Origin of the sequence: Bdellovibrio sp. HCB209 (genome assembly GCF_047306065.1) — a bacterium.
Classification (GTDB): Bacteria; Bdellovibrionota; Bdellovibrionia; order Bdellovibrionales; family Bdellovibrionaceae; genus Bdellovibrio.
Genome location: NZ_CP178618.1, coordinates 224,130 through 245,391, shown reverse-complemented (window position 1 = coordinate 245,391; position 21,262 = coordinate 224,130). Strand labels below are relative to the sequence as shown.

Here is a 21,262-nt window from a genome sequence, read left to right as displayed (position 1 = left end):
TCTGTTAACGGCTTTCCGTAATCAGGAAATGCCACTTATCCACAACTGGGATGATGATGAAGATCAGCATACTCACATTGAGCCACATAAAGAATGCGAGCCAACGCTGAGTCCCCTTGGATTTGTAGTAACGATAAAGCTCCTGCAAAACCTTAAATACGAATGGAATCGTAAGTAAAATATAAAGCCAGCTTGCATGTACAAACATCGGTGCCGCCAACGCAACACCCACATATGCAAAAGTCCAAAGAGCAATTTGATCCAAAGTTTTATCGATGCCGCGAACTACTGGCAAAACAGGAATATTCCCCGCTGCATAGTCGTCTTTATAACGAATCGCCAACACCCAGAAGTGTGGCATCTGCCAAATGAACATGATCAAGAACAAGTAGACTGATTCAGAATTAAAGATGTCGGGATTCGCAGCCGCATAACCAATTGTCACTGGCAATGCACCCGGGATCGCACCAGGAACAGCTCCGTAAGCCCATTTCTTTTTCAAATACAAAGTGTAAGGACCGTTATAGAAAAGCACGCAGATAAGTCCCACAAGTCCCGCCATCGGCTGAACCGTGAACAAAAGCTGCAATCCCACAAAGATAAAGAAGAACGACAAAATACCCGCTGCTGCTGGTTTCAAACGACCTGCAGGAATGGGACGATTTGCTGTTCGGGGCATAAGAGCATCAAGCTTATGATCTTGAACTTGGTTCAAGGCCAAAGAGCCAGAGCTTAAGAAATATATTCCAAGGAGAGTCTCAAGAATTGCTTTCCAGTCGAAAGCATTTTCACTTTGAAAACCAGTGGCATAGCCAGCCAATCCTGCCAAAACAGAAAAGACGACTATGCCAAACTTGGTAAGATCCGCGTAAGTCTTTAACACGATAAAGACTACAGCGGGCTAATCTCATGAACGCGAGTGACAAGGTCAACCACGCTAAAGAATAGAAGAACGATTAGGAAGAAGAAACCAGAAGCAAAGATCACGCGATTCATGTTGTTATCGTCCTTCAAATGCATGAAGTACAACAAAACCAGAGTCGCCTTAACAGCTGCGATCCCGAACGCCACGATTGGTGCGAATGCGCCCATTGCGTGGTGGAACTGATGCGCTACAACCGTCAAGATTGTAAGACCAAACAGCGCTCCCGCCACTTTCAAGTACATTGAAGTTGGCGAGATGTGTGGATGAAGAACGTTTGCTTCGTTATGTTCGTTGCTGTGACTATGTGCTGCCATTGTTAACCCACCAAATATAGAAGAGGGAATAGGAAGATCCAGATCAAATCGACGATGTGCCAGAACAAACCAACACCCTCAACTGGCAACCAGTATTGGGAGTGGAAGTCGCCACGGATCGTTCTGATCAACAACCAAGTGATCAAGCCCATACCGATCAAAACGTGAAGACCGTGAAGACCTGTCATGCAGAAGTAGAAACCAAAGTACAAACCAAGGTTCGCGTGCTCTGCACCCGTTTTAACCAAGTCAAGGTAACGACCTGGATAGAAACCAAGATGGAATTTATGAGTCCACTCGAAGTATTTGATCACCATGAAGATCGCACCGCAAAGGATCGTCGTCGCCAAAGCAAGAGCGGCCTTTTTAGTTTGATTACGTTGGATCAATTGGATCGAGATCGCCATTGTGAAAGAAGAGAAGATAAGAACCATGGTATTTACGAAACCAAGTTTCCAATCTAGCTGTTTAGCACCTTCAGAGAACATCGCTGGGTAGATATTGTGGAAGATTCCATAACCAACCAAGATCGCACCAAACATGAGGATCTCAGTAACCATGAACAACCAAATACCTTGCTTACCGCTGTCGTATTCCTGAGTCGCATCGTTAAAGTGATGCGACACGTGTGCTGAGTGTGGATGTACTACGTTATCTGTACTCATAAGGCCCCGCTGTTACTACTGGTTCAACATCGAAGTTAAATTGTGGTGGAGGAGAAGGAGTCTGCCACTCTAGAGTCTTAGAACCCCATGGGTTTGCAGGAGCTTTCTCGCCTTTTCTGATACCTTGAATGATTGTATAAAGACCGATCAAGAAACCAATTAGAATCAACCATGAACCCACAGTTGAAACCTTATTAAGCTGTTCATAGTTCGGGATATAATCGAAGTAACGACGTGGCATACCCATCGCACCCAAAATGAATTGAGGGAAGAACGTCACGTTGAAACCGATAAAGATGAACACGAAAGACATACGAGCTGCCGCTTCAGAGAACATTTTACCGAACATTTTCGGGAACCAGTAATAGAAGCCACCCATCAACGCCATCAAAGTACCACCCACCATCACGTAATGGAAATGGGCTACTACGAAGTACGTATCATGGAAGTGAACGTCGATTGGAAGAGTCGCAAGCATGATACCAGTTACGCCACCGATCGCGAACAAGAACAAGAAACCAAGAGCGAACAACATTGGAGAGTCGAATCTAACTGAACCTTTGTAGATCGTCGCAACCCAGTTGAACATCTTGATCGCTGTAGGAACCCCTACCAGCATCGTGATGAACGAGAACAGGATACCAGCAACTGCTGATTGACCTGAAACGAACATGTGATGTCCCCATACGAAGAAGGAAACCGCTGCGATACCAAGAGAAGAGTATGCAATCGCGGTGTAACCGAAGATTACTTTGCGAGAGAACGTCGTGATGATCTCAGAGATCACACCCATCGCTGGAAGGATCATGATGTAAACCGCTGGATGCGAATAGAACCAGAAGAAATGTTGGAACAATACTGGGTCACCACCAAGCGCCGGATCGAAGATACCAACACCGAAGATTTTCTCAGCAGCCAACAACATCAACGTGATACCCAAAACTGGAGTTGCAAGCAATTGCAAGATCGCAGTTGAGTAAAGCGCCCAAACGAAAAGAGGCATACGGTGCATAGTCATGCCCGGAGCTCTTAGTTTGTGAGTTGTTACGATCATGTTCAAACCCGTTAGGATTGAAGACATACCCATAATAAAGGCTGCCACAACCATAACCACAACTGAAGTACCAGTGCGGATCGAGTAAGGAGTGTAGAACGTCCAACCAGTATCAATTTTTGACAAGAAGAATGTCGCCACAGCCAGCAAAGCGCCGCCCATGAATACATACAAGCTTAGCAAGTTGATTTTCGGGAAAGCCATATCCTTCGCTCCCAAGTGCATTGGAAGGAAGAAGTTTCCAAGGATCGCTGGGATACCAGGAACGATAACCATGAAGACCATGATCGCACCGTGGTAAGTTAGAACCTGATTGTAAACGTCACCGTTTTTCAAAACTTGGCCAACACCCGCTGTCGCGTTCGGAGCAAAAAGTTCCAAACGAAGAAGTAGGGCCATAACCCCACCGACAAAGAAGAAGAACATAACAGCGATCATGTACATGATACCGATACGTTTGTGGTCAACCGTAGTTAACCATGACCAAAGGCCTTTTTCACAATTTAGATAGTTATCGCCGTGAGCTGATGATGAATGACCCATGAGCTGCACTCCTTATTACTTCAAAGTCTTAATGTACTCTACAAGTGCATTAAGCTCGTTTTCGTTAATCTGACCCTGGAACGTTGGCATTACGCCTTTAGGGAAGCCTTTTACGATTTTAGCATTTGGCTGAAGGATAGATTCACGGATGTAGTTTTCATCCGCATTTACTTTACCGCCACCATCAAGCTCAACTTCGTGATTGAATACTTGGAACAATGAAGGACCAACTTTCGCAGCAGGGTTGTCGACAGCGTGGCAAGATGCGCAGGCTTTCAACGCGAAAAGTTTTTCACCACGTTTAGCAAGTGGCAATTGGCCTTCTTCTTGACCTTCTTCCATGTACTTGTCGAACTCTTCACGAGTTACAACACGTACTTTACCGATCATACCCGAGTGAGTTGTACCGCAGTACTCAGCACAGAATGCATGGAATTCACCAAGCTTTTCAGCGCGGAACCACAAAGCAGTGTAACGACCTGGTACGGCGTCTTGTTTAATACGGAAGCTTGGAACGAAGAATGAGTGGATCACGTCTTGAGAAGTCAAAAGCAACTTCACATCTGTGTTCACTGGTACAACGATTTCATTTACAGCTTTAAAGCCGTTCTTGTATTCGATTTCCCAAGCCCATTGTTTACCAAGGACGTTGATCTCAAGAGCATCTTTTGGCATGGATCGCATACCGTGGAAGATGTACCAACCCCAAGCAAACACAGCCAAGAAGATCACTAGTGGAATAAATGACCACAAGAACTCCAACGCTGTTGAGTGAGAGATGTATGCTGTTTTGTCGTTTTCAGATTTACGTTTGTACTTAAGTACAAAGTAAATCATCCCGCCGATAACGAGCACGCAGGCGATGAAACTTGTAATCAGCAAGAATCCGTAAAGATTGTCCACCTGCTTGGCAATCTCGGTTCCTTGCGTTGGCATGAAGGATTGGGCCTTCGCGTAATTAAACCACATCATGTACCTTTATCTCCCCGCCACATTTTTCTTCGCTCTGCGGGAGCGAATATAAAGCGGCAATAACCATAAAACCAACACCAGAACCATCAACGCGCCACCCATCTTCATTATGGAGACAGCGGCAAGCGAATACTTGCTCTTGTGTGGATCATACTTAAAACAATACAGCACGAGACTATCTACGAAGTTTCCGATCTTACCTTCGGTGGCTTCGTTGAGAGCCAATTTAATATCCTGTGGATTAAACATAATCCCAGGCAGATAGCGAGAAACCGTGCCATCAGGAGAAACAACAACCGCTGCCGAAGCATGCGCCCATTCCTTCTGATTTTCATCCCATCTGAACTTAAAACCAATAGCATCTGTCAAAGCTCTTACCTGTTGCTCATTCCCTGTTAGAAAGTGCCATCCACCTTCTGAACCCGGACGGTTGTACATTTTCATGTACAGATCCTTTTTCTGAGCAGCGATCTCAGGTGTCTCTTTCGAGTCAAAACTAAGAGCTACAACTTTGTACTTGCCGCCAACAGTCCATTCCTTTTCCATCAGCTTAAGTGCATCAGTCAGACCATTGAGGTGAAAGTTGCACAAACCAGGACAAGTAAAATACACAGGCGAAACAACTACAGGATGTTTTCCGTCAAAGTAATCAGCCAAAGCGATCTCTTTGCCCGTCTCATCCTTAAACTTCATCGAGAGGTCGAGCTTCTTGCCCAACTTCTCTTCAATCCCTACGTTCTCTAACTCACGCGGTTTTTCATCCGCCGCCATACCCGGCTCTTCTTTGCCGTTGTATGCGAAAGTCGTCGTTGAAAACAAAACGAGAACGGTTCCAGCTAGAACCATTCCCATTGTTTTTGCTCTCAAAACAAAACGACTTTCGGACATTTCATAACTTCCTAATTATTTTGCGGTTTTTGCAAACTCAGCAACTTTAGCAGGATCGTCTTTAGATTTATTTTCAGTGATTGAATTGATGTAGTGAGTAACTGCCCAACGATCAGCAACTTTGAAGTGACCAAATGCTGCCATTGAAGAGTTAGGGATACCGTTAGTAACAACTTTAAAGTGATTGATGATGCCATCACCTTGAGTCCATTTACCTTCAACCAAGTTACGTGGTTTTGGATTCAATGCTGCACCTGCAGCGCCGTCACCGTGTCCAGTATCACCGTGGCACATAGCACAGTTCGTTTTGAAGAATTTCTGACCGTAAGTGATCATCTCTGGAGTCTCAACCCATGGCTCAGTCACTTTAGTGATATCGAATACTGGGCCTGTCGCTGCTGCTGGAGCATTTGGATCGATAACGTTCTCAGCCAAGTCCACACCTTTGTTGATAACGACAAGGTAGAAGAAGAAGGCAAACACGAACACCATTGAAAACATAAATGCTAACAATCCGCCGCGGTTATAATGATCTTTATTCTCAGACATAGGCTATCTACTCCCCAAGGGACCCGAAAAAGTTTTGTCACAGTATTGTAATATAATCTAAGTTAAGTACCCGAAAACCCTAGGGACCGCAACTAATTACACCACGTTGTCCTGATGGTATTGTTGCGCCGCAAAAGCTTGTTTTCCGCACTGAGATTCAGTCTCAACATGCACACAAAATGCACGCTGAAACTTTCACTCGTTCATCGCTATAAAGTGATGCCACCATCGACACTTAGAACGGTCGCATTGATGTAAGCGGCTTGTTCGCTCGCCAAAAACATGACCGCATTTGCGATGTCAGAAGTTTCGCCAAGGCGCATCACTGGAATCTTAGCTGCCATAGCATCAATCGCCTCTTTCGGCATCGCTTTGGTCATTGCCGTGTTGATAAAGCCCGGAGCAATCGCATTTGAAGTGAATCCTTTGCGGCCCAATTCTTTACCCCAAGTTTTAGTCATACCGATAACGCCCGATTTTGCGGCCGCATAGTTTGTCTGACCAAAGTTTCCGTAAAGACCCACCACCGAAGAAATATTGATGATGCGTTTGTGGTTTGAGTTTGGATTGAATTTTTCCAACAAAGTTTTTGTGACATTAAACAAACCCGTAAGATTTGTGTTAATCACCGCATCCCAATCATCCGCGCCCATCTTAGCAAAAGATTTGTCGCGAGTGATTCCGGCGTTATTCACAAGGATATCCACAGCCCATGGCAATCCCGCTGCGGCTTTCGCAACAGAATCACGATTCGTGATATCAACTTGTACGTATTGAACTTGCGAGCCGTACTTGGAAAGCTCGCCCTTAGCGGCTTCCAAGGCCTTATCCGAATAGTCCCATACGGAAACGTTTCCACCAGCTGCAAGAAATCCACTCGTGATCTCTAGACCAATACCCGCAGCCCCACCTGTAACAACAGCGTTCTTATTAATGAATTTAAAATTTATCATGCCCCAAAGCGTACTGCCCCACGACCCCACGAGGCAAGGACGGACACAGGACCAGTCAAAAGTCGAGATGAGCAAAGAGAAGTTCGTAGTTCCGAGCTTTGCGATTAAACTGGAGGATATGTACAAAATTTTTGTCTTCGTATTGTTGTGCTTTGCAGTGAGTGGATGTCAGGAGGGAGTGACGTTAGGCCCTGGCTCCGACACGACTCTAGCGAGTGCCGCTCAAGACGAATGTGGATTTGTGCAAAACGTTTACGGCCAACGTGTGTCTTGGAAATCAAATTTGCCAATTCGCATGTTCATGACCAAAAATGTTCCTGAAGAATACGAAGCCATCGTCCGCTCTGCCGCAAAAATCTGGGAAGACGCAGCCGGCATGACTCTTTTCAATATCACCAACGAAGACGATTTGTCTTATGACGGCAGCAAAGATGGTCGCAGCGGTATTTATTGGAACACCAACTGGAATCGCTCCCCGAATCTGCAAGCAGTGACAGCTCTTTATTGGACTGGAAATAAAATCACTGAGGCCGATTTAACGATCGATGCAAAATACTACCGTTTTTATATTGAACATCCTGAACTCACATCTGACCTTCATCTTTTAAGTTTGATGGTGCATGAGTTTGGACATGTCTTGGGATTAAAACATCGTTCAACCCTATCGACGGTGATGTGGCCAGTATTGAATGCAGGAACGAAACGTGATGTGCTAACAGAAGCGGACCGTAAGGCCCTGAAATGCGAGTACTAAGATGAGTGAAGAGAATAAAAAGTCTTCAAAAGCCTCCAGAAGAGCCGCAACGATTTTTATCTTGCTGGCACTTCCGATTGCTATCACTTACATGAACAATCAGTTTTCTAACTCGCGAAAAATTGCTTCGACTGAATCTGAAGGACAACTGGATACTGCATTAGCAAGTGCCGATTTGTCGGGATCAAATCCCAATGAGTTCCAAAAAGCTTTTAAATATCAACTATTGAAAAGCGCACAGGTCACTGATTTCAGTGATGGCATGAGACTGCATATGGGACATTTCTATATGCGTGGTGATAATGGACAAAAAATTTCTGTCTGCGATCGCTATCCATTCATCGAATTAGCTTTCACAGCTGAGGGTGTTGCTGTGTCTGGCGACACTCCCCACACATTGGTTCAAGGAAAATGCGTACTAGCTTCTGACGGACTTCACTTAGAAGGCATCGTCGTCGAGCTGCCTCGCGATCACGGTTATCAATGGGTTTGGACTGGAATTAAGTTATTCAACCAAGACAAATCCGATTACCTTGAAGTAACCGGCTACGAAATCATTTCTGTCTTGGGAACTCCGCTAAGTTTTAACGAATAGGTTCAAAGGTCGGCACATAACGAACTTTATCGGTGCCGCGAGTTTGCGCTTCGTACGCCTCATAGGCCTTACGATTTTCTTGGACTTCTTTTTTCATCTGCTCATCGATTTGCTTATTGCGAGATTCATTGCGTGTATCAACAGCAACTGCCGTTTGATCTTCCGTCGGTTGAACCACTTCGCCAATGTAAACAGCCATGCCATCTACGAATTGGACTTCTTTGTTAAAGCGAATGCGATTGTCATAGAAGTTGTAGTACCAGCGGTCCTTACCAGACACACGCTGAGTTTGATTCGGACTGCCCATGCGATCAAGGACGTCGTCTTTTTCCATTCCAGGTTTTAATGATTCAAATTGTTTAACCATAGACGTCTGACAAGCTGTTGTTAACAGCGCCAAAGCTACGACGATTGGAATCGACAGCAGTCGAATCATTTTTCCCCCGATCCTTATAAGATATCAGGTCTACATAGGGACTGAAAGTCCCACACTGCAGCTGTCTCAATATGACACGATTATTTTTTAAGAATGACAGGCTCTGTGAGTTCAGGGCCTTTCTTTTTCTTACTGGACGATTCTTCGCCATGCCCAGCAATTTCGGCCTCTTTGCGAGCTTTAAACTGCTCAGGAGTATCATACTGCGCCCGAACCTTTTTCATCGTGCGTTTTACTGACGACGACAGGCTCATTTGCGATTCCATATCATCCAAGGACTTCACTTCAATGCGCTCGTATTCACGCTTAGTCGTAAGGCCTTTTTCAGGATAGCGATACTTCATCAGACCGCGGACTTGATCATATTCCTGCACGTTTTTTTGCAGTTCTTTATGCAAAGTCAGCATCTGCTTTACGATCTCATTTAATTTTGTGGGATCTTTGGTGTGAGCTTTTTCAACGATCAGCTTTTCGATTTCCTCTTGGCCCGAGTGAACCTTCGCTTCAAGCGCAGCAACCTTGGCAGCTACTTTGTCGTAGCTTTCCTCAGCCGATTTAACCTCGACCTTTTCTTCGGATTTGCCTTCGCCTTCGGCCTTTTTTTCTTCGCCGCCACCGTGACCACCACCTTCATTTGCAAAGGCTGCCACAGCGATCGAAGTCACCGTAATTATTGCGATTAATGATTTAAGGACCAGAGAGAACATCTTGCCTCCAAGAAATTTTAAAAGGCAGATATTTAATTCGGTTGATAAAGACAGAAGCTTTAGCTGGACTGAGGCCCTTAATTACCAAACGGCCCCCACCAATGTGAGTTAAAAGCTCACTCACATCCCAGCCAAACTTGGAATCAGTCATGGCTTCTTTGAGTTGGTGAACCAATTGGCTGCTATCTAGACCTTCGATGATCACCACATACGAGAAGTTTCCCTCCCCCGATGTGGAGTTCGCAAAATCCAGGACGTCGGCAAAGTTCGCGTCGTCTGAAGTTTTCGATTCATTCAATGGTTCGATAGGCTGATTCAAAGATGCTGAATAATCAAAATTCTCTGAAGAGTTCAACTCGTAGGCTGGCTCTGATTCCGTCGCCGCCTCTGAAAGCTCTTCCGTGCTTTCCAATGAGTATTCAGGCTCCGTCTCTACGGGAGCTTGGCCAAACACAGTTTCTTGCGATTGGGGGCGATAGGACGGCTCCTCAGTAGGTTCAAGATACTGATCTTGTTCCGCAGGTGCAGAGTAGTCTTGATTAAATTGATCTTGATTAGATTCTTGAGAAAAAGGAGGAACAAAAGCATTGTCGTTTTGTTCTGGAGTCTCGATTTCGTGGGAAGCCATTTCTGGCTGCCCATCATAATTGACAAAGAAAACTGCCGCGCACAGAGGACATGTAAATAACGTCCCCCAGTGCTTATCCAGAATCTCTACTGGCTGTTGGCAGTTCGGACATTGAGCCAATTATTTTTTCCCTTTGCCTTGTTTGTCCAAACGACGACGCTCTTCGCGGTTCATTGGACGGTCATCAGCAGGGCCGCTTTGGAAAGTCATTTTGCGTTTTTGCGGCTCTTCAGAACCGTTCATTTCCGGCATTGACTGACCAATATCAGCTTCAGAAGGAGAAGAATAATCCAATTCGTCTAGATCAGATTCCTCTGGGCGCAAGCTCTCAAGCATTTCTTCTTCAGATTGTTGCGGTACCAATTGAACTCTCATGATCTTTTCGATGGCATCAGCTTTGATCGTGTTGTTCAAAGTTTCAAAAGCTTTGAAAGCTTCTTTTTTGTACTCGATCAAAGGATCTTTCTGAGCGTAACCGCGCAGACCGATACCCTCTTTCAACTTATCGATGATCGCCAAATGCATTTTCCAGTGATGGTCGATGGATTGAAGCATGATCATTTTTTGAACTTGCTCCAAGAAAGGACCCATGGATTCTTTTTGACGGTCATAAACTTGTTTAACACCGTGGCGAACTTGTTCGATCACAGTTTCTGTATTCACAACTTGGTTGTTGAATTCAATTCTGAAGCCGAAAGTTTGCGCCAAAGAGTTGTTCAAGCCTTCAAGATTGAAGTCTTCTTTTTTGCCGTCTTCAGGAACGTAAGTATCTAGGATTGTGGAAACCACATCACCCAAGTTATCCAAAACAGTACGTTCAACGTCTTTACCTTCCAACAAGCGACGGCGCATACCATAGATCGCGTTACGTTGGTTGTTCATGACAGTGTCGTAGTCCATCAAGTTTTTACGAATATCGAATTGGTGACCTTCCACTTTACGTTGAGCACCCTCAACCGCGTTCGTCACCATTTTCGCTGTGATTGGTTCGTCCTCAGGGATGTTCAACATTTCCATGATTTTTTGGATACGTTCACCGTTGAAGATTCTCATCAAGTTATCTTCCAAAGAAAGATAGAAGCGAGATTCACCTGGATCACCTTGACGACCGGAACGACCGCGTAGCTGATTGTCGATACGACGGGATTCATGGCGTTCAGTACCGATGATATAAAGACCACCAAGCTCACGCACTTCTGCGCGTTCTTTTTCTACTTGGCCTTTAAATTTCGCCACTGCTTCAATATATTCAGGAGTGTCGTCGTTACCAACAGCCACTTTCGCCAACATCTCAGCATTACCACCCAACATGATGTCAGTACCACGACCCGCCATATTCGTAGCGATCGTTACTGCACCTTTACGACCCGCTTGAGCAATGATCTCAGCTTCGCGTTCGTGGTGTTTCGCATTTAGAACTTCGTGTTTGATACCTTCGTTACGAAGGAAGCGGCTCAACGCCTCAGATTTTTCGATAGAAGCCGTACCCACTAGGATCGGTTGACCTTTTGTAGAACGCTCTTTGATATCTGCTGTGATTGCTTTGTATTTTGCTTTCTCAGACTTATAAACCACGTCCTCTTCGTCCAGACGCTTGATTGGTTTATTTGTCGGGATCACGTTCACATCAAGGTTATAGATCTTTTTGAACTCTACCGCCTCAGTGTCCGCAGTACCCGTCATGCCCGAAAGTTTTTCGTACATACGGAAGTAGTTTTGGAATGTGATTGTCGCCAAAGTTTGGTTTTCAGATTTAACTTCAACGCCTTCTTTAGCTTCGATCGCTTGGTGAAGACCATCTGACCAACGACGACCTGGCATCAAACGGCCCGTGAATTCATCCACGATCACGATTTCGCCATCTTTGATCATGTATTCAACGTCAAGACGGTACAAGTAGTGAGCTTTCAAGCCTTGGTACACGTGGTGCAGAAGTTCGATGTTTTGCGGATCGTAAAGATTGCCTACGCCCAACAACTCTTCAACTTTCGCATTCCCTTCATCTGTCAAAGAAGCGGTTTTAGATTTCTCTTCCATTGTGAAGTGAACATCGCGCTTCAAGTGAGGGATGATGGAGTTAACAATTTGATATTTTTCTGTAGAAGCTTCCGCAGGACCAGAGATGATCAGTGGAGTACGTGCTTCGTCGACCAAGATGGAGTCACACTCATCCACGATCGAGAAGTAGTGAGGACGTTGAACGTAATCGTTCAAATCAAACTTCATGTTGTCACGAAGGTAGTCGAATCCAAGTTCATTGTTCGTGCAGTAAGTAACATCACAAGCGTACATTTCTTTACGTTGTTGATCATTCAAACCGTGAACGATGATACCTGTTGTAAGACCCAACCAGCCGTACAAGCGACCCATGTGTTCAGAGTCACGACGAACCAAGTAGTCATTCACTGTCACAACGTGAACACCGCGACCAGTAAGTGCATTCAAGTAAACTGGCAAAGTTGCAACGAGTGTTTTACCTTCACCCGTTCTCATCTCAGCGATCTTACCGCTGTTCAGAACGATACCACCGATCAACTGAACGTCGTAATGGCGCATGCCCAATACACGAACTGAAGCTTCACGGCAGACAGCAAATGCTTCTGGCAAGATGTCGTTAACTGTCTCGCCTTTTTTCAAACGTTCCTGGAACTCAGGAGTTTTTGCTTTTAGTTGTTCATCCGTGAGTGCCTTCATTTGTGGTTCCAAGGCATTGATACGATCAACCATCGGTTGGATCTTTTTCATTTCACGGTCGTGTTTAGTTCCGAATATTTTTGTAAGTATTTGCGTTACCATAGTGGCTAAGGATAGCCCATAACAGATGTGAGCTGCAAGGAAAGGGGCTATTTTTTAGTGCGTCATTGACGCGAGATCACTCGGAAATTTCAAAACCCAGACTAAAGACTAACACAGATGCAATAGAGAGAAAAATAAATCAAAAAAAGTGATATCGCCTTACTTGCATTAATGGATTTTAATTACCATATTGCGAAATCGCCGAGCCCATCGTGCACTCACGAAACTGGCTCGGCGCTCTAAACAATTCGCCCTACTCCGACGAAGTCGGAGTGTATGCCAGCCTATTGCGCTTTTACTTTACCGTAGTCGTCGAAAGTACCTTGTGCGATACCTGGTTGCGACAACAGATCCTGGTCTCTCACAAACACCGTACGCGATTTACCAGCAGCATCTTTTTCGGAGCATTGGAAATGCAACCATTGCTCTCTAAAATCATCCTCCGGTGTGATTCTCACGAAGTTTTTAGATTCATATAAATCAGTGTAAAACACTTCGACGGGACGAAGATTTTGGCCAATCTTAACTGCACCCGAAACATATCCTTCAGACAAAGGAATAACGTTTACGACCTTCGAACCTTTAGGAACTTTCACACCCGTCGGCACTCCATCAACAGTGCCCTCACCAAGAACTGTGTCTTTAAGGGCCTCAAAGTCGACCGGAGAAACGAAAGAATAATAGTTAATCAGCGATGGAGAGTTTTTTGACCAAGGATGGTAAATACCATTCTTAATCGTACAAGTTTTGCGCTCTTTCAAAGTGCGAGGAGAAAGATATCCCAGGATGATAGTTGTACCATTTTTTTGTTTTGATTTTACATCGATAACTGGCGATGGCCACTCCCCACTCCAATATGTGTAAGCAACGCGGATTTTCTCCACGCCATCTCTCTCCAGTGGAAGTCTATAACGCCCCATAAAATCTTGTGCACCATCTGTCGACGAGCCCACATCACCCACACCCGCTGGAATTCGCGGACCAGAGTTTACCTCAACGGTCTTACTGACACATCCAACCAGGCCGTACACCAAAGACAAACTCAACAAAACATTTTTCATCATAACGTCCTTTTCTTATTAAAAAGATTCCTTCGCTTAAGTCTCGGTGTTCTCAAATTTGAGTGATAGTCCAGTTGCGTTCTCAGGTTCGTGAACAAGCTCGGTCACCGGATGAACATTGATATTCATCTTATATAGACGGCGATTTTGAATTTCTTTGTGGTTGTACTTAGCGATGGATTTCCCAACGAGTGCTTCAATATCAGTCAACAGTTCCTCAAACTCGCTCTCCCCCAGCGGCAAAAGCAGACTGCGAAAACGTCTTAGGCGTGTTTCCATTTTTTGTGCGGACATGGCTTCAGTTAACGAGGAATTGTGATATGTCTCCAACGCCTCATTTCCATATTTACTGGGAACACGGAAGGATTCGTCAACCGGCTCCCATTGCCAGTTTTGAAAGCTCACAAGCCCCAAAGCCTCCAGCTTTTCCAAGCGAGCCTTCATTGATACGACATCCATATTCATGATTTCGGCTAAGCGCTCAGGTGTTTTTGAAATATCTTTGAAGCCTAATAGCAGAAATATTTTTGGCAAGTGCACGTCTCGCAAGAAATCATCTTGGTCTTCAAGGATTTGCAGCTGTTTACGCTGACCACTGTGTTCGAAAATCTTATCCAGGTAAAGACTGCGCTCGTATTCGCTCCCAGCCTGTTCGTGGGACACGATCAAAGAAAAGTAATGGAAGTCTTCAGAGGAAAACTTCATTCTCTCTGCAAAGTTTTGTACGAACTCGGCAGTCAAACTGCGCTGGCCCGAAACCACCATCTTAACGAAAGAACGACTTTTATAGCCAAGCTCCGCCGACCAGGCTTCGTAAGAAAACCCAGGGTCTAATTTTTTTCGATATTCATAGTGAGCTTTAAGAAACTCTGTCGCCTTATGGAACTGCGACAATTGGGGCGCCAAATTTTGCGTGCTAGAGGTCATCCTTAACTCCTTGCAACTGTAAGTTTAGTCAGATGCAGGAATTAAGAACAATATAAAACTGATGGTTTACGATTATGTGTACTTGATTTGTCTGACGCCTTCATAGGCGGCGATGGCAACACTCGTTGCCAAATTCAAACTGCGTGAGCCCTCACCAATCATTGGGATGGTCACGGTCTGATTCGGAAATTTCGCTAAAAGATCTGGATCCAAACCTTTAGTTTCTTTACCGAACACCAACCAGTCGCCTGATTGATATTGTGGTTCGAAATATGTGCGTTTTGTTTTTGTCGTAAAGAACCAAGCACGCGAAGGGTCCTCAACCAGCTTCCACCAGTCTTCGAACGTCGCATGGTGATGCCACGTTAAATGAGGCCAGTAATCCAGCCCCGCGCGCTTTACATTGGTATCATTGATTTCAAAGCCCATCTTCCCAACGATGTGCAACTCGCAATTCGTAGCCACACAAGTTCGCCCGATATTCCCCGTGTTCTGAGGAATTTCAGGCTCAATCAATACGATACGGAAGACTTTGTTTGAATTATCCAAGATGTTTAAATACCTCTTGGCCCAATTTTGATAGAGCCAGTCTGCGACCCTTATCGACGATCAACTCAAGGTTCATCAGTTCACGATAAAGTGTCAAATCAATGGGTACGATCTCGCGACCCGTAGAACGCCCCAGGCGTTGAATATAAGTCGACTGTTTTTCAGTCAACTTAGATGTCATCAAAGGTTGATCTTCCATTGATTTTCTCCAGTCACCACCCTCGATGACCGATGCATTCACCGGAAGTTTCAATGGATTTAGAAAGTACGTCCATGCTTTGATCGGCTCAGAAGAGCCTTCAACGAACACATCGACTTCTTCTCTGGAGTAAAGACTCTTTTCTGGGTCTAACTGGTTGAAGCCGTAAAACTCATCCAACAAACCGACCAACAATTCAGAAGCTTTAAGCTCAACCAGCTGGCCCGGCACCAGATCGGAGCCGCCTTTTACTAGCGCTGGATAGCCAACTTTTAAGCGATAAGCTGTTGCCTTGATTCTGGCAAAGCTCAATGATTCTATGAAGTTCTGAATCTTTGAGTAGTGAACCATCCCCTCGGTCAATGATCCATACACGAAAAAACGTTTTGCAGTCATAATCCCCCCGGTCTGACAACATAATGGTTTTTACGAATCCCCTACGCGCCTAGTAAAACTACACGCGGACGGGCTGTGTACCAAAAACAACTAGAGTGCTCAACCTAGAAACGCGTACTGTTTCGCGTTATTGATGAATTAAAATTATAAAATTGCTTGAGTCCTTTTTGCATTCTTCCAAGCCTTTGTTATCCTTGGTTTCAACAAAATTTCACATCTTTAAAATAACGATAGGATCCATGAAAAAAATAGAGGCTATCATTAAACCCTTCAAGCTCGACGACGTTGTCGACGCTCTTTCCGAAGTAGGAATCGAAGGTATTACTGTCTCTGAAGTTCGTGGGTTTGGGCGTCAAAAAGGACGTACCGAAGTTTATAAAGGTGCGGAGTACGTTGTTGATTTCCTTCCTAAGATAAAACTGGAAGTCGTGTTGCCAGAGGCCTTAGTAGATAGCGCCGTCGAAGCAATACGCAAAACTGCCCACACCGGTAAAATCGGTGACGGAAAAATTTTCGTATTACCAGTTGAGTCTGTTCTGAGAATTAGAACAGGCGAGAAAAATGAGGAAGCACTTTAGCCACAGCAAACGCTGCGGCTATTTTTTTGTTTTGTTTTTTTAGGTTTTTGATTTTTGCAAGGGAGACGCAAAATGACTGCGAAGGAAGCTTTAAAATTCGCCGCTGAAAAAGGCGCGAAAATGGTAGATCTAAAGTTCTGTGATATGATCGGAACTTGGCAACACTTAACAATTCCTCTTCACCAACTTGAAGAAGAATCTTTTGAAAACGGTTTCGGCTTTGACGGAAGCTCGATACGCGGTTGGAAAGGCATTGAAGAATCAGACATGATCATCAAGCCAGATCCAAAGACGGCAATCATGGATCCATTCATGGAAATGCCAACATTGTCTTTGATCTGTGATGTGTGTTTGCCGGAAACTTTGCAACCATACGATCGCGATCCACGTCAAATCGTTAAAAAAGCAATCGCCTACATGCAGTCAACAGGCATTGCTGATACAGCTTACTTCGGCCCAGAGGCTGAATTCTTTATCTTTGATGATGTTCGTTTTGAACAAACATCAAACTCTGCATTCTACATGGTAGATAGCAACGAGGCGGTTTGGAATACAGGTCGCGACGAAGGTGGCAATAACTTAGGTTATAAAATCCGCAGCAAAGAAGGTTACTTCCCTGCACTTCCAACTGATACCTTGCAAGATATCCGCTCTGAAATTTGCGCAGAGATGGAACGTTGTGGAATGAAAGTAGAACGTCATCACCATGAAGTGGCATCTGCCGGCCAGTGCGAAATCAACTTCCAATTCGACACGGCTTTGAACATGGGCGACAAAATGATGTGGTTCAAATACATCGTGAAAAACGTATGTATGCGCCACGGAAAAACAGCGACGTTTATGCCAAAACCAATCTACGGAGATAACGGTTCTGGTATGCATATCCACATGTCTTTGTGGAAAGACGGTAAAAATCTTTTTGCAGGTAACAAATACGCAGGCTTGTCAGAAATGGCAATTCACTACATCGGTGGCGTGTTGAAACATGCTCCTGCTCTTTGCGGTATCATTAATCCGACAACAAACTCATATAAACGTTTGGTTCCGGGCTTTGAGGCTCCTACGAAATTGGCTTACAGCTTTAAAAACCGCTCTGCGGCTATGCGTATTCCAAATTCTGGTCCAAATCCAAAAGCAAAACGTATTGAGTTCCGTACACCAGATCCAACTGCTAACATCTACTTGGCAGAAGCTGCGATCTTGATGGCAGGTCTTGACGGTATCATCAACAAAATCAACCCAGGTGATCCTCTAGATAAAGATATCTACGGTTTGCCTCCACAAGAAGCCGCTGCAATCCCATCTGTTCCGGGTACACTTGAAGAGTCCTTGAACAATTTGATTAATAACTGCAGCTTCTTGAAAAAGGGCGATGTTTTCAGTGATGACTTGATTGAAACTTGGGTGCAGTACAAAATCGACAAAGAAGTTCGTCCAGTACAGCAAAGACCAGTTCCTTATGAGTTCCATCTGTACTACGATTGTTAATAGTTTTTTCCTGGAGAGTAAATGGCATCATCAGACGACGTAAGAAATTATATGGGCTACTTGTGGTACCGCCAAGAAGATGGCGTGATCACAATTGGTATCAACGAAGACGGACTTGAGGATTTTGAATCTATCAGCTCTGTGGACCTTCCAGCTGAACAAGAGGAAGTGGACACGGAAACTGTAATCGGATCTATCGAGACTAGTGATGGTCCTCTGGACATTTACTCACCAGTTGATGGAACTGTGATCGAAATCAATACATCAGTTATCGACGACCCTTCTCTTATTATGGAAGACCCATACGAAGAGGGCTGGTTGGTTCGTATCGAATCTAGCGACGATGTCGACGATGAGGATGAAGACGAAGATGACGATGATGATGACGACGACGATGAAGACGATGAGGATTATGACGACGAGGACGAAGACTAGTCCCGATCATAAAAAAAGCCCCGGGAGACCGGGGCTTTTGCTTTATTTAGGTGTCATGTCTTTATTATATTCTTTCGGAAGCAGTCCTTTCAGCGTTCCGAAGGACGCCTGAAGTTGCTTAAATCGCGGAGTATCTAAGCATCCTTTTTCCACTTGGCTTTTTTGAATGCCTTTTGCCACACGCAAAGTATAAAAATTCTTAGGGCATTTATCCGCCGAAGTCTTTTCAAGCTTAGTTACGACCTTCATTGCAGCCTCACCTTGCTTCCAATTCTTTTTGGGCATTTCTTCGGCATTTACACGAATGACGTCTTGCTGGATGTGCAAAGAATTTCTGACTTTTTTGCCCTTAGCATCTGGATAACGAAAGTAGGAAACTCCACGATAAAAGGGAGCTGCTTGTTCAGTCTTAGCAGCCGGGGCAGTTGTTTTCTTTTTTGGCGCAGCAAATGCGCTCATTGCTAAAAGCGTGACTGTCGCGAACAAAATTTTCTTCACAGCGAACCATCCTTCGTTAATACATGAAGAATACTAACGGATTCCATTTTAGGCAACCCAACGGGTCCAGGAGGCCGATTTCTTGACTTAAGCTGAGACTTCGCTGACTGTTCTCCCCATGAACTTCCTCTTATACGCAATTTGCACTCTGATCTGGGGCTCTACTTGGATTGTTATCACCTTTCAAGTCGATGCGGCCTCTCCCGTGGCCTCCGTGTTTTGGCGATTTGCTTTAGGTTCACTTATTTTGTTTTCATATTCCGCGATCACGCGCAAACAACTTTCTTTCGGCAAGAAAGAGCATCTGAATTTCATGTTGATGGGAATATTCATGTTCTCGATCAACTACATGCTGGTCTATTGGTCAGAGACGATGGTTAGTTCGGGTATCGCAGCAATCTGTTTTACCGTTATTGTTCCATACAATATGTTGGGTATGAGGATCTTTTTTAAAAAGCCGATCACCGCAAAAGTCATTGCAGGTTCTGTCCTTGGAGGAATCGGTATCGCTCTGATTTTCATCAATGAGATCTTAGGACTTCACGCAAGTAAAGAGACGATCTTTGGTTTGGTGTTGGGTCTGATTGCCACGTTATCAGCATCAACAGGAAATATGCTTTCACAACGTTCTTATCGCAAAGCTATCCCGGTCGTCGCTTCTAATACTTGGGGTATGCTTTACGGAAGCGTTTTCACTTTGCTGGTTGGTTTGGTTTTAAATCAGAATTTCGCAATTCCAATGACCGCTAGATACTTAAGCTCTCTCGCTTATCTATCCCTGTTCGGATCTGTATTTGCGTTTGGTGCTTATCTATTATTGGCTGGCAGAATCGGCGCGGAACGTGCTGCTTACTCTGGCGTGGTTTCACCGATTATCGCACTGACCTTGTCGAGTATGTATGAAGACTTTAAGTGGACTCCCTACATTTTAGCGGGAGTCGCACTTTGCTTGCTAGGAAATGTTCTGACGTTATATTCGCCAAAAGCATTTACCAAGTCGGCGGGTTGATTCCTGGAGGCAAGAAGAATACACCCGTCTGAAACATCATTTCGATGATCGACTGGGATGTTTTTCTTAAGTCACGTCCTTGAGGAGCGCCGTTGTCCACGATGATCATGCCGTCATCACTTGCAGAGATATACGTGTGCCCTGGAGAGATTCCGGAACCATTCATCAGGATAGCTCCAGCCATCGGCTTATACTTTGTTCCATCCCAAGCAATCCATCCTGCTTTATAAAGCGCCATCGAAAAGTTTACGACAGCAGCCGTGCTTGACCAGATCAGTTTGTTGCCTTTTGAAGTATTGAAATCATCACTCACGCGGTAGCCCGCACGCTGATAGGCTTCACGCACAAGTTCTGATTGAAATTCAGCACAAGGGACGTTTTGGAATCCATGACGAACTGCTGTTTGTTGAACTGCGATGGACCAAGCACCGTTCAATGCAACTACCCCTGTTTTTTCATAATCCAAAGACGCTTGCTTGGCCTTTGCAGAATCAATCATTAGATAGGATTTTGGTGTTTCGACGGTTCTGTTCGCAGCTTTTCTAAGCTCACCATAGATCGCTGCCCACTTTGCACGATCTGCTGCACTTTGTGTTGTCGGATTGATACCTTTATTGATCTTAGGAAAACGTTTTGTCGAAGACGTCGTATAGCTGAACTTTGGCTTACCCGTCGTATTGTAGTTCTTTAAGAATCCCGTACCCGCTGCTGCAGGAGTAATTACAGCGAAGTTACCCTCCACGCCCTGCAAACTTCCCACGATCGAAGCAAAGATGAAAAGTCCACCTGATGTTTTATTTAACGAATCGATTTTGGTTTGTGGAAACTGAGAGGCAAATGCCGATGGAACTGATACGACTTTGATTGGATAAATAAATCCCGTGCTGGATCTAACAATTTTTCCGTTGGAATCACGGTAATCCAAGTTCTTCATTTGATAGTCGTTGGGAACTTCGATTTGTGTTCCTGCAGGAAGCTCTGCTTTGTTTTCTAGAATGCTGTTACTTTCATAACGAACGCTCATCGCTTGATTCAAAAGCATCTTTTGTGATGTCGCTGGTGTTGTGACAGTCGCACCATTATTCGAGCCTGTATCAGTTTCTGTTTCTGCTCCAGAACCGCCACCTGCGCCTGGGTCAATAATAGAAGCCGATTCATTTCCAGTTTCATCAATTGCCGTTAAGTTATTTCCTGGACCACATGCTGTCAAAGCCAAGGCCAGAGCGAAAATCCCGACTGGGAAATATGAACGAGGTACATACATTGCAAAATCCTCCGATGGTTTTTCCCTGCATCGGAGCGCTCATATTTTTTATTGAATGTTTTTTGTGTCGTGAAAGTTC

General features: G+C 44.7%; 24 protein-coding genes. 6 read left to right on the top strand and 18 right to left on the bottom strand.

Annotated features, from left to right (window positions below; all coding sequences use genetic code 11):
• Positions 1-4: 4 nt before the first annotated feature.
• The 8 genes from cyoE to ACLVWP_RS01245 form a co-directional block, all read right to left on the bottom strand.
• On the bottom strand, positions 5-883 hold the full coding sequence (gene cyoE, locus ACLVWP_RS01280) for a heme o synthase (RefSeq protein ID WP_413559504.1): 879 nt from the start codon (positions 881-883) through the stop codon (positions 5-7).
• An 8-nt stretch (positions 884-891) separates the two neighbouring features.
• The gene (locus ACLVWP_RS01275) at positions 892-1,239 is read right to left on the bottom strand and encodes a cytochrome C oxidase subunit IV family protein (protein ID WP_413559502.1); all 348 of its coding nucleotides are present in this window, start codon (positions 1,237-1,239) and stop codon (positions 892-894) included.
• Positions 1,240-1,241: 2 nt separating this feature from the next.
• Entirely contained in the window at positions 1,242-1,904 is a 663-nt protein-coding gene (locus tag ACLVWP_RS01270; protein ID WP_413559500.1) for a cytochrome c oxidase subunit 3 family protein, read from the bottom strand.
• Positions 1,891-3,501, bottom strand: a complete 1,611-nt coding sequence (gene ctaD / locus ACLVWP_RS01265) for a cytochrome c oxidase subunit I (protein WP_413559499.1) — start codon at positions 3,499-3,501, stop codon at positions 1,891-1,893. Before ctaD ends, ACLVWP_RS01270 begins: the two co-directional genes overlap by 14 nt.
• 15 nt (positions 3,502-3,516) lie before the next feature.
• A complete protein-coding gene (gene coxB, locus ACLVWP_RS01260) occupies positions 3,517-4,473 on the bottom strand; it encodes a cytochrome c oxidase subunit II (RefSeq protein ID WP_413559498.1) in 957 nt (318 codons plus the stop codon).
• A gap of 6 nt (positions 4,474-4,479) precedes the next feature.
• Entirely contained in the window at positions 4,480-5,361 is an 882-nt protein-coding gene (locus ACLVWP_RS01255) for an SCO family protein (RefSeq protein ID WP_413559497.1), read from the bottom strand.
• 15 nt (positions 5,362-5,376) lie between these two features.
• A complete protein-coding gene (locus tag ACLVWP_RS01250) occupies positions 5,377-5,910 on the bottom strand; it encodes a c-type cytochrome (protein ID WP_413559496.1) in 534 nt (177 codons plus the stop codon).
• A gap of 209 nt (positions 5,911-6,119) precedes the next feature.
• Positions 6,120-6,863, bottom strand: coding sequence for an SDR family oxidoreductase (locus ACLVWP_RS01245; protein WP_413559494.1), 744 nt, complete (start codon positions 6,861-6,863; stop codon positions 6,120-6,122).
• Between the two features lie 67 nt (positions 6,864-6,930).
• Here ACLVWP_RS01245 and ACLVWP_RS01240 point away from each other — a divergent pair, with 67 nt between their 5' ends.
• Both ACLVWP_RS01240 and ACLVWP_RS01235 read left to right on the top strand, forming a co-directional pair.
• Complete coding sequence (locus tag ACLVWP_RS01240; protein WP_413559493.1) at positions 6,931-7,617, top strand: matrixin family metalloprotease; 687 nt, start codon at positions 6,931-6,933, stop codon at positions 7,615-7,617.
• Position 7,618: 1 nt separating this feature from the next.
• Entirely contained in the window at positions 7,619-8,212 is a 594-nt protein-coding gene (locus ACLVWP_RS01235; RefSeq protein WP_413559491.1) for a hypothetical protein, read from the top strand.
• Here ACLVWP_RS01235 and bamE read toward each other — a convergent pair.
• From bamE to ACLVWP_RS01195, 8 genes are all read right to left on the bottom strand, one after another.
• A complete protein-coding gene (gene bamE, locus ACLVWP_RS01230) occupies positions 8,202-8,648 on the bottom strand; it encodes an outer membrane protein assembly factor BamE (RefSeq protein WP_413559490.1) in 447 nt (148 codons plus the stop codon). The genes ACLVWP_RS01235 and bamE overlap by 11 nt on opposite strands.
• An 80-nt stretch (positions 8,649-8,728) precedes the next feature.
• Positions 8,729-9,355: a hypothetical protein gene (locus tag ACLVWP_RS01225; protein WP_413559488.1), complete on the bottom strand. Its 627-nt coding sequence runs from the start codon at positions 9,353-9,355 to the stop codon at positions 8,729-8,731.
• Positions 9,336-10,103, bottom strand: a complete 768-nt coding sequence (locus ACLVWP_RS01220) for a hypothetical protein (RefSeq protein WP_413559486.1) — start codon at positions 10,101-10,103, stop codon at positions 9,336-9,338. Before ACLVWP_RS01220 ends, ACLVWP_RS01225 begins: the two co-directional genes overlap by 20 nt.
• Positions 10,104-12,779 carry a preprotein translocase subunit SecA gene (secA, locus tag ACLVWP_RS01215; protein ID WP_413559484.1) on the bottom strand — a complete coding sequence of 892 codons (2,676 nt, stop codon included), beginning with the start codon at positions 12,777-12,779 and terminating at the stop codon, positions 10,104-10,106.
• A gap of 284 nt (positions 12,780-13,063) precedes the next feature.
• Positions 13,064-13,843, bottom strand: a complete 780-nt coding sequence (locus ACLVWP_RS01210) for a hypothetical protein (RefSeq protein ID WP_413559483.1) — start codon at positions 13,841-13,843, stop codon at positions 13,064-13,066.
• A 33-nt stretch (positions 13,844-13,876) separates the two neighbouring features.
• Positions 13,877-14,767 (bottom strand): TIGR02147 family protein, encoded by an 891-nt coding sequence (locus ACLVWP_RS01205; RefSeq protein WP_413559481.1) that lies wholly within the window; start codon positions 14,765-14,767, stop codon positions 13,877-13,879.
• A gap of 72 nt (positions 14,768-14,839) precedes the next feature.
• On the bottom strand, positions 14,840-15,316 hold the full coding sequence (locus ACLVWP_RS01200; protein WP_413559479.1) for a tRNA (cytidine(34)-2'-O)-methyltransferase: 477 nt from the start codon (positions 15,314-15,316) through the stop codon (positions 14,840-14,842).
• On the bottom strand, positions 15,309-15,911 hold the full coding sequence (locus ACLVWP_RS01195; RefSeq protein ID WP_413559477.1) for a gamma-glutamylcyclotransferase family protein: 603 nt from the start codon (positions 15,909-15,911) through the stop codon (positions 15,309-15,311). Before ACLVWP_RS01195 ends, ACLVWP_RS01200 begins: the two co-directional genes overlap by 8 nt.
• A gap of 239 nt (positions 15,912-16,150) precedes the next feature.
• Between ACLVWP_RS01195 and ACLVWP_RS01190 the strand changes: the two genes are divergently transcribed.
• The 3 genes from ACLVWP_RS01190 (at position 16,151) to ACLVWP_RS01180 (ending at position 18,412) form a co-directional block, all read left to right on the top strand.
• The gene (locus ACLVWP_RS01190) at positions 16,151-16,489 is read left to right on the top strand and encodes a P-II family nitrogen regulator (RefSeq protein ID WP_413559475.1); all 339 of its coding nucleotides are present in this window, start codon (positions 16,151-16,153) and stop codon (positions 16,487-16,489) included.
• 72 nt (positions 16,490-16,561) lie between these two features.
• Complete coding sequence (gene glnA, locus ACLVWP_RS01185; protein ID WP_413559473.1) at positions 16,562-17,977, top strand: type I glutamate--ammonia ligase; 1,416 nt, start codon at positions 16,562-16,564, stop codon at positions 17,975-17,977.
• A gap of 21 nt (positions 17,978-17,998) precedes the next feature.
• Positions 17,999-18,412: a glycine cleavage system protein H gene (locus ACLVWP_RS01180; protein WP_413559472.1), complete on the top strand. Its 414-nt coding sequence runs from the start codon at positions 17,999-18,001 to the stop codon at positions 18,410-18,412.
• Between the two features lie 42 nt (positions 18,413-18,454).
• On the opposite strand, the gene ACLVWP_RS01175 is transcribed toward ACLVWP_RS01180, so the two are convergent.
• Positions 18,455-18,910, bottom strand: a complete 456-nt coding sequence (locus ACLVWP_RS01175) for a hypothetical protein (RefSeq protein WP_413559471.1) — start codon at positions 18,908-18,910, stop codon at positions 18,455-18,457.
• Positions 18,911-19,028: 118 nt separating this feature from the next.
• Between ACLVWP_RS01175 and ACLVWP_RS01170 the strand changes: the two genes are divergently transcribed.
• Positions 19,029-19,919 carry a DMT family transporter gene (locus tag ACLVWP_RS01170; RefSeq protein WP_413559469.1) on the top strand — a complete coding sequence of 297 codons (891 nt, stop codon included), beginning with the start codon at positions 19,029-19,031 and terminating at the stop codon, positions 19,917-19,919.
• On the opposite strand, the gene ACLVWP_RS01165 is transcribed toward ACLVWP_RS01170, so the two are convergent.
• Positions 19,900-21,183: a hypothetical protein gene (locus ACLVWP_RS01165; RefSeq protein ID WP_413559468.1), complete on the bottom strand. Its 1,284-nt coding sequence runs from the start codon at positions 21,181-21,183 to the stop codon at positions 19,900-19,902. The two genes, ACLVWP_RS01170 and ACLVWP_RS01165, sit on opposite strands and share 20 nt — an antisense overlap.
• Positions 21,184-21,262 lie beyond the last annotated feature (79 nt).

Bases quoted from the DNA above. Each gene is read 5' to 3' on its own strand.
- ACLVWP_RS01275 (WP_413559502.1), bottom strand. From the start codon at position 1,239: ATGGCAGCACATAGTCACAGCAACGAACATAACGAAGCAAACGTTCTT.
- ACLVWP_RS01270 (WP_413559500.1), bottom strand. From the start codon at position 1,904: ATGAGTACAGATAACGTAGTACATCCACACTCAGCACACGTGTCGCAT.
- ctaD (WP_413559499.1), bottom strand. From the start codon at position 3,501: ATGGGTCATTCATCATCAGCTCACGGCGATAACTATCTAAATTGTGAA.
- coxB (WP_413559498.1), bottom strand. From the start codon at position 4,473: ATGATGTGGTTTAATTACGCGAAGGCCCAATCCTTCATGCCAACGCAA.
- ACLVWP_RS01255 (WP_413559497.1), bottom strand. From the start codon at position 5,361: ATGTCCGAAAGTCGTTTTGTTTTGAGAGCAAAAACAATGGGAATGGTT.
- ACLVWP_RS01250 (WP_413559496.1), bottom strand. From the start codon at position 5,910: ATGTCTGAGAATAAAGATCATTATAACCGCGGCGGATTGTTAGCATTT.
- ACLVWP_RS01245 (WP_413559494.1), bottom strand. From the start codon at position 6,863: ATGATAAATTTTAAATTCATTAATAAGAACGCTGTTGTTACAGGTGGG.
- ACLVWP_RS01240 (WP_413559493.1), top strand. From the start codon at position 6,931: ATGAGCAAAGAGAAGTTCGTAGTTCCGAGCTTTGCGATTAAACTGGAG.
- ACLVWP_RS01235 (WP_413559491.1), top strand. From the start codon at position 7,619: ATGAGTGAAGAGAATAAAAAGTCTTCAAAAGCCTCCAGAAGAGCCGCA.
- bamE (WP_413559490.1), bottom strand. From the start codon at position 8,648: ATGATTCGACTGCTGTCGATTCCAATCGTCGTAGCTTTGGCGCTGTTA.
- ACLVWP_RS01225 (WP_413559488.1), bottom strand. From the start codon at position 9,355: ATGTTCTCTCTGGTCCTTAAATCATTAATCGCAATAATTACGGTGACT.
- secA (WP_413559484.1), bottom strand. From the start codon at position 12,779: ATGGTAACGCAAATACTTACAAAAATATTCGGAACTAAACACGACCGT.
- ACLVWP_RS01210 (WP_413559483.1), bottom strand. From the start codon at position 13,843: ATGATGAAAAATGTTTTGTTGAGTTTGTCTTTGGTGTACGGCCTGGTT.
- ACLVWP_RS01205 (WP_413559481.1), bottom strand. From the start codon at position 14,767: ATGACCTCTAGCACGCAAAATTTGGCGCCCCAATTGTCGCAGTTCCAT.
- ACLVWP_RS01195 (WP_413559477.1), bottom strand. From the start codon at position 15,911: ATGACTGCAAAACGTTTTTTCGTGTATGGATCATTGACCGAGGGGATG.
- ACLVWP_RS01190 (WP_413559475.1), top strand. From the start codon at position 16,151: ATGAAAAAAATAGAGGCTATCATTAAACCCTTCAAGCTCGACGACGTT.
- glnA (WP_413559473.1), top strand. From the start codon at position 16,562: ATGACTGCGAAGGAAGCTTTAAAATTCGCCGCTGAAAAAGGCGCGAAA.
- ACLVWP_RS01180 (WP_413559472.1), top strand. From the start codon at position 17,999: ATGGCATCATCAGACGACGTAAGAAATTATATGGGCTACTTGTGGTAC.
- ACLVWP_RS01170 (WP_413559469.1), top strand. From the start codon at position 19,029: ATGAACTTCCTCTTATACGCAATTTGCACTCTGATCTGGGGCTCTACT.
- ACLVWP_RS01165 (WP_413559468.1), bottom strand. From the start codon at position 21,183: ATGTATGTACCTCGTTCATATTTCCCAGTCGGGATTTTCGCTCTGGCC.